At 73.1% G+C, this 12,739-nt stretch carries 13 protein-coding genes; 8 read left to right on the top strand and 5 right to left on the bottom strand.

Going from position 1 to position 12,739, the window contains the following annotated elements; translation table 11 throughout:
* Nucleotide 1: 1 nt before the first annotated feature.
* The 6 genes from LTT61_RS29990 (at nt 2) to LTT61_RS29965 (ending at nt 6,536) form a co-directional block, all read left to right on the top strand.
* Complete coding sequence (locus tag LTT61_RS29990) at nt 2-1,303, top strand: NADH-ubiquinone oxidoreductase-F iron-sulfur binding region domain-containing protein (protein ID WP_233017367.1); 1,302 nt, start codon at nt 2-4, stop codon at nt 1,301-1,303.
* On the top strand, nt 1,300-1,512 hold the full coding sequence (locus LTT61_RS29985; protein WP_233017366.1) for a ferredoxin: 213 nt from the start codon (nt 1,300-1,302) through the stop codon (nt 1,510-1,512). The genes LTT61_RS29990 and LTT61_RS29985 overlap by 4 nt, the downstream gene beginning before the upstream one ends.
* Nucleotides 1,509-1,700 (top strand): ferredoxin, encoded by a 192-nt coding sequence (locus LTT61_RS29980; protein WP_233017365.1) that lies wholly within the window; start codon nt 1,509-1,511, stop codon nt 1,698-1,700. Before LTT61_RS29985 ends, LTT61_RS29980 begins: the two co-directional genes overlap by 4 nt.
* Before the next feature lie 74 nt (nt 1,701-1,774).
* On the top strand, nt 1,775-3,043 hold the full coding sequence (locus tag LTT61_RS29975) for an ABC transporter substrate-binding protein (protein WP_233017364.1): 1,269 nt from the start codon (nt 1,775-1,777) through the stop codon (nt 3,041-3,043).
* Entirely contained in the window at nt 3,040-4,845 is a 1,806-nt protein-coding gene (locus LTT61_RS29970; protein ID WP_233017363.1) for a hypothetical protein, read from the top strand. The genes LTT61_RS29975 and LTT61_RS29970 overlap by 4 nt, the downstream gene beginning before the upstream one ends.
* A complete protein-coding gene (locus tag LTT61_RS29965) occupies nt 4,842-6,536 on the top strand; it encodes a hypothetical protein (protein ID WP_233017362.1) in 1,695 nt (564 codons plus the stop codon). Before LTT61_RS29970 ends, LTT61_RS29965 begins: the two co-directional genes overlap by 4 nt.
* Before the next feature lie 51 nt (nt 6,537-6,587).
* Here the strand turns inward: LTT61_RS29965 and LTT61_RS29960 are convergent, their stop codons facing one another.
* Both LTT61_RS29960 and LTT61_RS29955 read right to left on the bottom strand, forming a co-directional pair.
* A complete protein-coding gene (locus LTT61_RS29960; RefSeq protein ID WP_233017361.1) occupies nt 6,588-7,772 on the bottom strand; it encodes an acyl-CoA dehydrogenase family protein in 1,185 nt (394 codons plus the stop codon).
* A complete protein-coding gene (locus tag LTT61_RS29955) occupies nt 7,756-8,748 on the bottom strand; it encodes an acyl-CoA dehydrogenase family protein (protein ID WP_233017360.1) in 993 nt (330 codons plus the stop codon). Before LTT61_RS29955 ends, LTT61_RS29960 begins: the two co-directional genes overlap by 17 nt.
* A gap of 139 nt (nt 8,749-8,887) precedes the next feature.
* On the opposite strand from LTT61_RS29955, the gene LTT61_RS29950 reads away from it, so the two are divergent.
* Nucleotides 8,888-9,532, top strand: a complete 645-nt coding sequence (locus LTT61_RS29950; RefSeq protein ID WP_233017359.1) for a TetR/AcrR family transcriptional regulator — start codon at nt 8,888-8,890, stop codon at nt 9,530-9,532.
* Between the two features lie 48 nt (nt 9,533-9,580).
* Nucleotides 9,581-10,378 carry an acyl-CoA thioesterase gene (locus LTT61_RS29945; protein ID WP_233017358.1) on the top strand — a complete coding sequence of 266 codons (798 nt, stop codon included), beginning with the start codon at nt 9,581-9,583 and terminating at the stop codon, nt 10,376-10,378.
* A 54-nt stretch (nt 10,379-10,432) separates the two neighbouring features.
* On the opposite strand, the gene LTT61_RS29940 is transcribed toward LTT61_RS29945, so the two are convergent.
* The 3 genes from LTT61_RS29940 to LTT61_RS29930 are packed head-to-tail and all read right to left on the bottom strand — an operon-like array spanning nt 10,433 to nt 12,630.
* A complete protein-coding gene (locus LTT61_RS29940) occupies nt 10,433-10,777 on the bottom strand; it encodes a DUF4286 family protein (RefSeq protein ID WP_233017357.1) in 345 nt (114 codons plus the stop codon).
* Nucleotides 10,778-10,795: 18 nt separating this feature from the next.
* Nucleotides 10,796-11,098, bottom strand: coding sequence for a hypothetical protein (locus LTT61_RS29935; RefSeq protein WP_233017356.1), 303 nt, complete (start codon nt 11,096-11,098; stop codon nt 10,796-10,798).
* Between the two features lie 11 nt (nt 11,099-11,109).
* Nucleotides 11,110-12,630 (bottom strand): class I adenylate-forming enzyme family protein, encoded by a 1,521-nt coding sequence (locus LTT61_RS29930; protein WP_233017355.1) that lies wholly within the window; start codon nt 12,628-12,630, stop codon nt 11,110-11,112.
* Between the last annotated feature and the right edge of the window lie 109 nt (nt 12,631-12,739).

The following is a 12,739-nucleotide window of genomic DNA, read 5'->3' as shown; positions in this document are numbered from 1 at the left end:
CATGCAGGACATTTTCGAGCGGTCCGCGTTCCGGGTCGGCGGCCCGGCGCCGGGGCTGGAGCCGCGGCTGCTGCGCGCTGGCGCGGAGCCGCTGGACGAGTATCGCGCGGCCGGTGGCTACCGTCCGGCCGGTGACCCGGAGGCGCTGCTGGAGCAGGTGCGGCGCAGCGGGCTGCTCGGCCGCGGCGGTGCGGGGTTCCCGCTCGCGGTGAAGCTGGCCGGGGTGCGCGCGGCGCACCGGCGCGGCAGCGGCACCGTGGTGCTGGCCAACGGCGAGGAGGGCGAGCCCGCCTCGATCAAGGACAAGTGGCTGCTGCGGCAGCGCCCGCACCTGGTACTGGACGGGCTGCGGCTGGCCGCGGGGGTCGTCGGGGCCGAGCGCGCGGTGGTCTACCTCTCCGACCCGGCCGCGGCGCGCAGCGTGGACGCCGCGCTCACCGAGCTCGACTCCGCCGGGATCGAGGCGCCCGCGATCGAGCTGGTGCTGGTCGACCCGACCTACGTGGCGGGCGAGGAGACCGCGGCCGTGCGCGCGGTGCAGGGCGGCCCCGCGCTGCCCAGCGACAAGCCGCCGCGCCCGTTCGAGCGCGGCGTCGCCGGGCTGCCCACCGTGGTCAGCAATGTGGAGACGCTCGCGCACCTGCCCTTCGTGCACGCGCACGGCGGGGAAGGGTTCCGCGCGGCGGGCACCGAGGCTTCCCCCGGCACCTTCCTCGCCACCGTCTCCGGCGGTGGCCGCCCGGCCGCGCTCTACGAACTCCCGCACGGCCTCCCCTTCACCGAACTGCTCGCGCTGCACGGCGTTTCGCCCGACAGCGTGCGCGGCGCGCTCACCGGTGGCTACTTCGCGGGCATGGTGGACCGGGCCGTCCTCGACGTCACCCTGGAGCACAGCGCCCTGCGCGCGATCGGCGGCGGGCTCGGCTGCGGCGCCTTCTCGCTCATCACCACCGAGTGCCCGGTGGCGGTCGCCGCCGCCGTGCTGGAGTACTTCGACAGGGAGAACGCCGGCCAGTGCGGCTCCTGCTGGAACGGCACCGCCGCCATGGCCGCCGCCGCGGGCGCGCTGCGCGACGGCGCCGCCACCGACGAGGACGTGGCCCGGCTGCGCCGCTGGTCGGTCGTGCTGCGCGGCCGCGGCGCCTGCGGCACCCTCGACGGCGCCACCAACGCCGCCGCCACCCTGCTCGCCCGCTTCGGCGCCGACGTCGCCACGCACCTGACCGGCACCTGCCCCACCTGCGCCGACGGCCCGTACCGCGCCGAGCGCCCCTTCGAGGTGCACCCGGAGGTCCGCCCGTGAAGATCCGCCTCGACCGCACCCTCTGCGACGGCTTCGGCATCTGCGCCAGACACGCGCCGCGCCACTTCTCCCTGGACGACTGGGGCTACGCCGCCCTCGAGACCGACGGCACGGTCCCGCCCACCGAGCACGACGGCGTCCTGCGCGCCCTGCTCGACTGCCCCGTGCACGCCATCCTGACCGTCGACGACCCGGAGGTGACCCCGTGAAGGTGGATGTGAACTGGACCCTCTGCGAGGCGAACGGCGTCTGCGCCGGGATCGCCCCCGAGGTCTTCGACCTGGACGACCAGGACAACCTGCACGTCCTGCACGAGGAGGTCCCCGACGCGCTCGCCGCCGGGGTGCGCGAGGCGGTCGCGCAGTGCCCGCGCGCCGCGCTCACCGCCACCGAGTGAGCCGATTCGGAACTTTCCCGGGAGACCACGGGGCATAATCGGGACCGGCTGTCGGGCAACGACATCGGGGGAGCATGGTTTCACGCAGGGGGCTGCTGCGGGCGGGGGCACTGCTGCCGCTGGCGGCCGGATGCGGCACGGGCCCGTTCGGCGGGTCGGGGGCGGTGCGGATCGCGGTGGCGTGGAGCGGGGGTGAGCTGGCCGCCTTCCGCTCGGTGCTCGCGGCGCTGGAGATCGGGCCCGCCGTGCAGGTGGTTCCGCTCGGCGACGACATCGACACCGCCTTCGGCTCGGCGGGGCGGGAGGCGCCGGACATCGTGATGATGCCGCAGATCGGGCAGGTGCGGGCGCTCGCGGCGCGCGGCAGGCTGCGGGCGCTGCCCGAGCAGGTGTGGCGGGGCGCGCCGTACGCCGAGTACTGGGAGCGGCTGCTCGTCCACGACTGCGAGCCCTACGGTGCGCCGTTCAAGTTGACGGCGAAGTCGCTGGTGTGGTTCGACCGGGAGGCGATGGCGGAGTACGGGCTCGGCGATCCGGCCGGGTGGACCGTGCGGGACTGGGTCGCCGCGGCCGGTGAGCTCTCCGGCGGGCCCGTCCGGTTCCTCGCACCCGCGGGGGCGGACGGGTGGACGCTCACGGACAGTTTCGAGAACATGCTGCTCGCCGAATCCCCCGACGAATACCTGGATCTCGCCGAGAGCGCGCCGCCGCGGCGCTGGGACCGGCCCGCGGTGCGGGCGGCGCTGCGCAACCTCGGTGCGCTGTGGGGTGTGCGGGCCGCGCGCGGCATCGGGTATGCGCTGACCAGGCAGTTCCCCGACGCGGTCCGGGAGGTCTTCGACCACCGCACCGCGCTCATGGTGGCGATGCCCGACTTCGCCGAGCCGATCGTGCGGCGCTGCCTGCGGCACGCGAAGCGCTCCGACGACGTCGTGGGGACCACCTGGTTCCCGCCCGTGCCCGGCGGCGCCCGGCCGCACATCGTCGGCGGTGACGTGGCGGTGGTGACGGCGGGGGCGCCCAAGGCGGCGAACGAGGTGGTCGCCGCGCTCGCCGCGCCGGGGGCGGCGAAGCCGTGGATCGAGGGGTACGGCGGGTTTCTCGAGCCGCATCGGGTGACCAAGGCGGCGTACTCGCGCTTTCTCGGCCCGGTGGCTGGGGAGTTGACCGCCGAGCCGGTGGTCGAGTTGTCCGAGCGGATCGGGGCGATGGGCGGGCGGCACGGGTTGTGGCCGGTGCTGACCGGGTTCCTCACCGAGGTCGGGGACGGGGCGGGTGCGCTCGAGCCGGCAGTGGACCGGGCCGTCGCGGCGCTGGACGAGCGGGAGCGACGAGCGCGGTGAGCACGAACTCGTACATCGAGGCGCACGGCGTCCGGCTGGCGCTGACCACCCGGCCTATGCGCGGCGCGCCGGTGCCCGGGGTGCCCCGACTGCGGTTGCTGACGCTGCTGTGGGCCGCGCCGGCGGCGGTGCTCGTCACCGCGGTGCTCATCGTCCCGGCGGCGGTCACCATCGGTTTCGCGGTGGCGACCACGCCGACGGTCCCGCTGTGGTGCGCGGCGGCCGTGGTGGCGGTGGTGGGCACGGTGGTCGTGGTCAGGCACCCGAAATCCGGTCACCGGCACTACGCCCTGCTGGCGGTCTTCGTTCCCTGGGTGGTCGCGGCGGCCTGCTACCAGGTCGGGCGCGGGCTGAGCCCGGCCGGGGCGCGGGCCTACCTGTTCACCGGGTGCATGGTGCTGCTCGCCGCGGTGCTGGTGGCGGTCGCGCTGGCCCTGGCGGTGTGGCTGCGGGATCGGTGGAACATGTGGCTGCCGCTGGTGGCGCCCTGCGCGGTCGCCGCGCTGGTGTCCGGGGTCGCCTTCCGGCTCATCTTCCAGCGGCTGGCCGACCTGTTCGGGTTCGACTCGCAGCCCGCCGTCTTCTGGTGGTTCTGCCTGCTGCCACCCACCGCCTTCGTCTGGACCTGGTTCGGTTTCGCCACCGCGCTGCTGCGCGACGGCGTCCTTGCGATCGAAGCCGACCCGGCCAGAGTCGCGTACGTGAAAGCGGGCAAGAACTGGGAGCGGCACCAACGCAGGCTGGAAGAGCTGCGGCCGGTGGTACTCGTGCTCGCGACCGGAATCGGGGTCGCCGCGGCGCGCATGTTCGACGCTGTGCTCATCGGGGTGCCGTGGCCGCTGCAGGAGTGGAATCAGGGCGCGACGGTGTTCTGGTGGCGGCTGGCCAGCGATCCGGACTCCGGCTTCGGCCCGGAGGCGGTGTACGCGGTGCCGCTTGCCGCCCTGGTCGGCGTCGGGGCCTGGTACTTCCAGAACGGGACCGGGGGCAGCCGCCCCGCCGCACCCCCCATCACCCGGACCCGGGTGCGGCCGAGCGTGAAACGGATACTCGCCGCGGCCGCCGTCTTCCTGGTCGTCTCCTTCCCGATCCTGGTGCTGGCCGTTGCGACGTTCTGGGGTCCGTACGGTTTCCAGCTCGACGCGGTCACAGGGCTGCTCCGAGACCGGGCCCTGCTCGACTCGCTCGGCAGCACCGGGTGGGTGGCGCTGGCGAGCACGCTGCTCGTGGTGACCGCCGCCGTCCCCGCCGCGCTCCGGCTCGCCGCCGCAGACCCGGAGCGAGCGCGCACCCGGATCGTCGTATCCGGCCTGGTGGTGCTCGCGGTGCTGCCGGTGCAGACCTACCTCGGCCCGATTGTCTGGGCGGTCGAGCACGGCGGGCTCGCAGGCACCCGCACCCCGCTGATCCTGGTACACGCCGCCGCTGGAATCCCGATCGCCGTGCTCGTCCTGCGCGCCGCCCTGCTCGCCGCCCCGGAGGGAGCCGCCGCGCTGCACGGCCTCGCCACCCAGGCCACCGCCGTACGGCGCGTACTGGAGACCGCTTGGCCCGCGCTCGGCGCCGTGGCCGTGCTGCAGTCGGTGCAGGTGTGGAATGACTTCACCATCGGCTTCCTGCTCGGCGGTGCGGGCGGGAGCCCGTGGTCGCTGCTGCTCTGGGGTGAGGCGCGGCAGTTCGAGGAGAACTCGGCGCGGCTGGCGGCCGGTTCGCTGCTCTCGGCCGTGGTGCCGGTGCTGGTCCTGGTCCTCACCTGGCGGCGCTGGCTGGTGCCCGGATTGACCGGGGGCGCAGTGCGATGAGTACGGAACCCACTGCGGGGCAGCCGGATCGACCCAGGGCGGAGCCTACGGCACGACGGGACGCCGAGCCGGCTGCGCGACGAGGTGCGGCGCCGCGTTCGACGCTGTGGCGGGTCGCGCTCGGCACCACCCCGGTGGTCGCCACGGCGCTCACCCTCGAGTTCGGCCGGACCCTCGTTGTCGACTCCTTCGGGGAGACCGAGGTGGTCCAGACGCTGGCGAGCACGCTGCGGGCGTTCTGGGTGCTGCTGGTCGTCGGCGGCGTGCTCTTCGCCGGGTACCGGTGGTACTCGCGGCGGCAGGACGAGGAGCGACTCACGCGGACCCGCGCGCTGCTGGACACGCTGAACAAGCCGCACGTGGAGGTGGTCGGCATACCGCCCCGGCCCGCGACCTTCACGCCGCCGGCCGACTCGGCGCGCAATCCCACCGAGGCAGCGGTTCTCCGGCTACTCCCGGTGCGCCGGTACGACAGCGCAACGCTGCTCGCGGTGGCGACCGCGCTCGTCGACGCCGAGAAGGCGGTCCGGGAGCCCGGCACGGAACCACCCGGCTTCGAAACCGCCACCGAGTTGTGCGAACAATTGCTGGCCGACCGGGTCGTTGCCGTGCAGGGTGCCAGGTACTACTACCCGACCGTCGGACCGAGCGCTTCGGAGCGTGATGCCGTGCTCGGGAATCCGGCCTGGCAAGCCGCGCTCACCGCGCTGGTGCGCGAGCACGCCGATCGCGCGAGCGCGCGTGCCGTCGCGCTCGGGCACCCCGGCCACGCCGCGGCAGCGAGGCGCTGGTTCGGCGCGTCCACGCGGGACCTCCGTACCCTGCTCAACAGTTGCGCGGCTGCGTCCATGCACAAACATCTGCCCACAGCGGTGCTTCCGGAGCTGGTCCGCATTCTCGATGCGCTCGAGGTGCAGGATGCGGGCGAACTCGGCTTCGCCCTGCTGTGCAGTCGGGTGGCGACGATCCCAGACCTGGCGAAGTTGTTCCCGATGCAGCACGGCCTGCTGGAACTGCGCGCGAACCAGGCCGCCGACGACCGGAGACGCTACCGCCCGCTGAGCTGGTCCACGGGAGTCGCCGCGCGCAGTAGCCACCGCCGTGCGCTGCGCCACCTGCGCACCCGAACCGGGCTGGACGAGGCCGTCACCGAACTCGAGCAGACCTGGCGGCTGCTCCCCCGCGCGGACCTGCCCGCCGAGGTCTGCGTCCTGATCAACCTCGCGGTAGCCGAACTCCGCCGGGGCAGGTTGGAGGCCGCGGCCGACCGCCTCGAGCTCGCTTTCACCCGCACCGAGAACGGCCGCGACCCCGGCGGCCGCGTGCACGCCACCGAGATCAGCGGCGTGCTGCGCTGGATGTGCGGCGACTCCGATGCTGCCCTCGAGCACTGGTTGAGTGCCTACACCGGGTACATGGCGCTGGATGAAGCGCGCGGCGCCGGCCGTTGCCTGCGTCATCTCAGCGAGGTACTGGACGAGTCCCCGGAATTGGGAGGCGTCGCCATCGAGCCCACTTCCGCATCAGGGCTCGGCATCGCGGACGTGGAGGGCGTGGTGGCGAGCTGGCGCACCGACGCAAACCGCCTCGATCGGGACGGTTCGGCGGCTACCCTGTCGGACCGCAGGCCGCGTGAAGTCGACCACGACCAGCACCTGCACATTTCCCGACAACGATCGGACGGCTCGTGACCAACGGGACCGCTGACCGGATCACTTCGTCGCGGCCGTTTCCTTCCAGCCCTACCCCGCACCCGCGCGCGGCAATCCCAGGATCCGCTGGGCGATGATCGTCCGCTGAATCTCCGACGTCCCCCCGGCAATAGTCCCCGCGAAACTCCGCACGAACCGCTCGAACCACCCGGGCGCACTCTCGTCCACATTGAACGGACTGTGCCGAGCGGTCACGTCGGGATGCGGGAGCGCAGCCCCGCCCGCGGCGGCGAGCGCGTGCTCGGAGGCGCGCTGCACCGCTTCCGAGCCGAGCAGTTTGAGCACCGACATCTCGGCCGGGTCATCCTCCCCGGCAGCCGCTTTCGCGAGCGCGCCGGAGCCGAGCAGCCGCAGCGCCTGCGCGTCCAGCGCCAACGTGGCGTAGCGATCCTCCTGCACCGGCCCGACCGGGTGGAAGTCGGCGAGCAGCCCGTCCAGCCGGACGGCGAAGCTGGTCCAGAGCAGGTTCCGCTCGTGCCCGAGCGATCCGTTCGCCACCCGCCACCCCTGGTTCTCCGGCCCGAGCAGGTTCTCCGCGGGCACCCGCACCCCGGCGAAGAAGACCTCGTTGAAGTCGAGGTCGCCGGGGTCGCAGATCGAGGCGAAGGGCCTGCGCTCGACCCCGGGCAGGTCGGTGGGGATGATCAGCGCCGAGATCCCGCGGTGCTTGGGCGCCGCCGGGTCGGTGCGGACGAAGGTGAGCAGCACGTCGGCGTCGTGCGCGCCGGAGGTCCACACCTTCTGCCCGTCGACGACGTACACGTCACCGTCGCGCACCGCGCGGGTGCGCAGCCCGGCCAGGTCGGAGCCGGCGCCGGGCTCGCTCATGCCGAGCGCGGCGGTCAGGTCGCCGCGCAGGATGGGCGCGGCCCAGCGCTGCTTCTGCTCCTCGGTGCCGAAGGTGAGCAGCGAGGCCGCGATGATCCCCGACCCCTGCGGGTTGAAGTTCTCGTAGATGCCGCGCCGGGCCAGCTCCTCCCGGTGCACGTACTGCTGCAGGATCCCGGCGCCGCGCCCGCCGTAGCCGGGCGGGTTGCCCGGCACCAGCCAGCCGTGCTCGAAGAGCACCCGCTGCCAGGCGCGCGCCCACTCCGGGATGTCGCCGGTGGAGCCGGGGCGCTCGCCCGCGGCGGCGTCGGCGGGCAGGTGCTCGTCCAGGAACCGGACGAACTCGGCGCGGAACTCCTCGACCTCCGCGTCAAACGACAGCTGCACGGTACTCCCTCGCGATCGTGGCGCGGTGCTCGTCGGCACCGCCGAGTAGCAGGTCGACGGCCTTGGCCCGCTTGAGCGCGAACTGGACGTCGTTCTCCCAGGTGAAGCCCATGGCGCCGAACAGCTGCAGGCCGTCGCGGAAGACCAGGGCCTGGCATTCGCCCGCGGCGGCCTTGGCCATGACGGCGGCCAGCGGGGCACGCGGGTCGCCCGCCGAGGCGGTGAGCGCGGCCCAGTAGGTGAGCGCGCGGGCCCGCTGCACCGCGACGTGCATGTCGGCGGCCTTGTGCTGCACCGCTTGGAACGAGCCGATCGGCGCGCCGAACTGCTTGCGCTCGCGCACGTGCGCCACCACCAGCTCCAGCACCCGGGCACAGGCCCCGACGCCGGTGGCGGCGAGCCCGGTGCGCGCGGCGGCGCGGGCCCGCGCGGAATCCGTTGCCACCCTGTCTGATTCGGCCACCCGCACGCCGTCGAGCGTGACCTGCGCGACGTGCAGCACCGGGTCGAAGACCGGGATGCGGCGCACGGTCGCCGCCGCGGCGGGCAGCACGAAGACGCCGGCGCCGGTGGCGACCGCCAACCGCTCGGCCCGGTCGCCGTCGAGCACCTGCGCGGTGCCGTCCAGCCGCCAGCCGCCGCCGTCGCGGTGCGCGGCGACGCCGTCGAAGAGCGCGGCCCCGGCCACCGCGGGCTCGGCCGCGCCCGCCAGCGGGGCGTACTGCGTCATGGTCGCCAGGTAGGGCGTCGGGTCGGTGGCGCGGCCGAGCTCCTCCAGCACGATGGTCAGCTCGACGGCGTCGGCGGGATCGGTCAGCGCGGTCCAGCCCTGCTCGACGTAGAGCTTCCAGAGCGGGCCTGGATCGGCGCCCCGGTCCACCACGTCCCGGATCAGCGCGGGCGGGCAGTGCTTGGCGACGGCCTCGCGCACGGTCTGCTGCCAGAAGCGCTGATCGGAGTCGAACTCGAGCAACACGCGGATCGCCCTCACTTCCGTCGATAACGCATGAGAATTATATTCTTCAAATACGGTAGTGTGGATTCTCCAAAACAGCCAGAGCCGAACGGAGCTGGACCATGCCGCTTCCGTCACGTCCCAACCCCTTGGCGGGCCCGTGAGCAGCGAGGAGCAACCCGCGTGGAAGCAGCGCGCGGTCGAGCGCTCGCTGCGCACCGCTACGCAGCGGGCGGGCCAGCGGGTCCAGCGCTTCCTCGACGCCGCGCAGGCGATCATCACCGAGAAGGGGAGCACCGATTTCACGGTGCAGGAGGTGGTCGACCGCTCGCAGCAGTCGCTGCGCAGCTTCTACCTGCAGTTCGACGGCAAGCACGAGCTGCTGCTCGCGCTCTACGAGGATGCGCTGAGCAAGACGGCCGAGCAGATCAGAGCCGCCACCGCCGCGCACGCCGACCCGCTGGCGAAGCTGCGCACCGCGGTCGAGCTGCTCTTCCAGCTCTGCCGCCCCGACCCGGATGCGCGCAGGCCGCTCTTCACCGAGTTCGCGCCGCAGCTGCTCAGCTCGCACCCCGCCGAGATGCGCACCGCACATGCGGCGCTCTTCGCCATGTTCACCGAGCTCATGACCGAGGCGAGTGCGTCGTCGCGGCTGCGCGCCGACCTGCCGCCGCGGCGGATGGCGGCGATGACGCTGCACACGGTCATGTTCATCTCGCAGCCGGGCAGCACCGAGGGCGAGGCGCGGCCGATCACCGCCGAGGAGGTCTGGAACTTCTGCGCGCACGGGCTGACGGTGACGTGAATGAGAATGGCACTCTCTATGCGGTAGAGGGTGCCTTACAATCCGTGTATGCCCGACATGTGGAACGACCTGCTCGCCACCTTCGACCTGAAACCGGTCGATACCGCCGCGTACGAGGGACCGAATCAGACGCTGGAGTACCACCGGGTCTTCGGCGGCCAGATCCTGGGCCAGCTGCTGGTGGCGGCGGGGCTGGCGTTCCCGGAGAAGTCGGTGAAGTCGCTGCACACGGTGTTCCCGCGGGAGGGCAGGTCCGACACCCCGATCCGGTACGAGGTGCAGCCGCAGCACGAGGGGCGCTCCTTCGCCACCGCGGCGATCACCGCGCGGCAGGGCGAGCAGGTGGTGGCGAGCGCGGTGGTCTCGCTGCACGCGCCCGAGGAGGGCGCCGAGCGGCAGAGCCTGCCCGGGGTCGGCGGGCTACCGGGGCCGGAGCACCGCAGGGACATCGGGCTCATCCCCTGGGAGACCAGGGCCGTCGACGACCTGGACAGCACCGAGGCCGGGCCGCCCGCCTACGAGCTGTGGCTGCGCACACCCGAGGTCGAGCCCGAGCTTGGAGCGCCGCTGACCGCCTACGCCACCGACCTCACGCTGATCGGCACCGCGCTGCGCCCCGAGGAGGGAATCAGCCACGTGGGCAACGGAACCCAGTTCCTGTCCGCGGTCACCTCGCACACGCTGTGGTTCCACCGGCCGGTGCGCAGCGATGCCTGGCAGGTGCTGCGGCAGCACTCGCCGATCCTGGCCGGCGGGCGGATCTTCGGCCGCGGTGACGTGATCACCGAGTCCGGCGAGCTGGTCGCCTCCTACGCCCAGGAAGCGCTCTTCCGCCTGCGCTCCTGACAGCGGAAGGGCCGCCCGCACGGGGAGTGCGGGCGGCCCTTCGAGTTCGAGCGATCAGCCGGTTACGGCTTCGCCGTGCGGCTTCCAGACCGCCACGCTGAGGCTCGCGACATCCAGCGTGGGGCTGAGCGGGATCTCCCCGGACCCGGCCCGCTTGGTGAACTCCGCGACCACCTCGGCGGGCTCCGCCGTGAGGTCGTAGACCGCGAGGTAGCGGTGCGCGGGCGCGGCGGCGGCCCGGCCCGGCAGCGCGCCGGGCACCAGGTCGTAGCGCTGTCCGGCGCTGATCCCCGGCACCTTCACCACGTCGGCCAGGTGGGTGGTGTCGTACCACTCGTTGAACGCGTCGTCCTGGCCTTCGACGGCATTGGCGAACACGAGCATCTTCGCTTCGGTCACGGCGGACCCTTCCTTCCCTCAGTCGCTCGCGGGGAGCGGCTTCGCCTCTTTGAGCGCCAGCGGTGTGGCGCCGACGCTGAGTGTGCCCGCCCCGGCCTTGGTGACGAGCACTTCCGCGCCGGATTCGTCGACGTAGCGCTTGCCCATCAGATTCCCGTCGGCGAACGCGGGCTCCAGCGTGCCGCCGGGCGCGGCGTCGCCGCCGAGCGGGACCATGGGGACGCCGCCTGCGCGCAGGTCGTCCAGGCTTTCCGCGGCGCGCACCACGATGACCTCGGTGTCGCAGACCTGGCTGCGCAGTCGGGTTCCGTTCTTGACCATTGTCGTCCTCTCTACGTGCTGACGGCGTCCGCCGCCTGCTCCGGCCCGTACTCGGTGACCAGGTCGCGGCGGAGCACCTTGCCGGTCGGGGTGGCGGGCAGCGAGTCGCGGAAGACCACCCGGTCCGGGGTGCGCGAGCCGCGCAGCCCCGCGCGGACGAAGGCGCGCAGCTCCTCGGGGTCCGGCTCGGCGCCGTCCGCGGGGACGACGACGGCGACGATGATCTGCCCCCACTGCACGTCCTCGACGCCGATCACCGCGACCTCGCGCACCCGCGGATGCTCGACCAGCACGTCCTCGATCTCGGCGGGCGCGATGTTCTCGCCGCCGCGGATGATGGTGTCGTCCGAGCGGCCGCCGAGGAACAGGTAGCCGTCGGCGTCCAGGGTGGCGACGTCCTTCGTCGGGAACCAGCCCTCGGCGTCCAGCACCGAGCCGATGCCGGTGTACTTCCCGGACACCTGGGCGCCGCGCACGTACAGCTCGCCGGTCTCGCCGGGCGGGAGCACGGTGCCGCTCTCGTCCCTGACCTGCAGTTCGATCCCGGGCACGGGGGTGCCGACCGAGCCGAGCCTGCGGATCACCGCCGGATCGTCCGAGGCCAGCGCGGCGCGGTGCTCGTCGGGGCCGAGCACCGCGATGGTGGAGCTGGTCTCGGTGAGGCCGTAGGCATTGACGAAGCCGACCTCGGGCAGCAGCTGCAGCGCGGTGCGCAGCAGCGGGAGCGCCACCTTGGAGCCGCCGTAGGCGAGGGTGCGCAGCGCGGGCAGGGTGACGCCGGTGCGCTCCAGCTCGGCCACGATCCTGGCCAGCATGGTCGGCACCACGGTCGCCGAGGTGACCTGCTCGCTCGCGGCCAGCTCGATCCAGCGGGCCGCGTCGAAGTTGCGCAGGTACACCACCTTGCGGCCCGCGTAGAGGTTGGAGAGCGCGGCGCCGACGCCGGCGATGTGGTACGGCGGGACGCAGACCAGGGCGGCGTCGTCCGGGTCGGCGGAGCCGAAGTCGACGGTGCCGGTGATGTAGCTGACCAGGTTGTTGTGCGAGAGCTCGACCGCCTTGGGGGTCGAGGTGGTGCCGGAGGTGAAGAGCACCACCGCCACCTGCTCGGGGTCGGGGAAGTCGGTGACCGGCTCCGCGGCCGCCGCCCGCTCCAGGAACTCGGCGGAGCGGAGCACGGTGGCGCCCGGCCCGGCGATCCGGGCGACGACGTCGTGGTACTCGTCGTCGGCGATCAGCAGCGGGGTGTCCAGGCGGGCGATCAGCGCGCCGAGGCCGTCGGCGCCGAGGCGGTAGTTCAGCGGGGTGAAGGGCACCACCGCGCCCGCGGCGGCGAAGATCAGCAGCGGCAGCAGGTGGCCGCCGGTGCCGACGTAGCCGACGCTGCGCGCCCCGGCGCCCGCGATCACGCCGGACCCGCCCTGGACCGCGGTGTGCAGGTCGGTCACGCTCCAGCGCACCTCGTCGCAGACCAGGGCCGGGCGGTCCGGGTTGCTCGATGCCGCCATGTCCAGCAGCAGCGAAACGCTCATCCCCGCACCTCTCCGCCTAGCGAAACAGCCATTCTCGTCAGCGAGAATAACATAATCAATCCGCGCGGCCCGGAATCGCGGAAATAGGTCTGCACTCTCGTGATAACGT

This window comes from Nocardia asteroides (genome assembly GCF_021183625.1).
GTDB classification, from domain to species: domain Bacteria; phylum Actinomycetota; class Actinomycetes; order Mycobacteriales; family Mycobacteriaceae; genus Nocardia; species Nocardia asteroides_A.
This window is presented reverse-complemented; position numbering and strand designations above follow the sequence as displayed.

What these genes read in the sequence shown, in the direction of transcription:
- LTT61_RS29965 (WP_233017362.1), top strand. Translation starts at nt 4,842, where the DNA reads ATGAGTACGGAACCCACTGCGGGGCAGCCGGATCGACCCAGGGCGGAG.
- LTT61_RS29935 (WP_233017356.1), bottom strand. Translation starts at nt 11,098, where the DNA reads ATGGTCAAGAACGGAACCCGACTGCGCAGCCAGGTCTGCGACACCGAG.
- LTT61_RS29945 (WP_233017358.1), top strand. Translation starts at nt 9,581, where the DNA reads ATGCCCGACATGTGGAACGACCTGCTCGCCACCTTCGACCTGAAACCG.
- LTT61_RS29990 (WP_233017367.1), top strand. Translation starts at nt 2, where the DNA reads ATGCAGGACATTTTCGAGCGGTCCGCGTTCCGGGTCGGCGGCCCGGCG.
- LTT61_RS29930 (WP_233017355.1), bottom strand. Translation starts at nt 12,630, where the DNA reads ATGAGCGTTTCGCTGCTGCTGGACATGGCGGCATCGAGCAACCCGGAC.
- LTT61_RS29975 (WP_233017364.1), top strand. Translation starts at nt 1,775, where the DNA reads ATGGTTTCACGCAGGGGGCTGCTGCGGGCGGGGGCACTGCTGCCGCTG.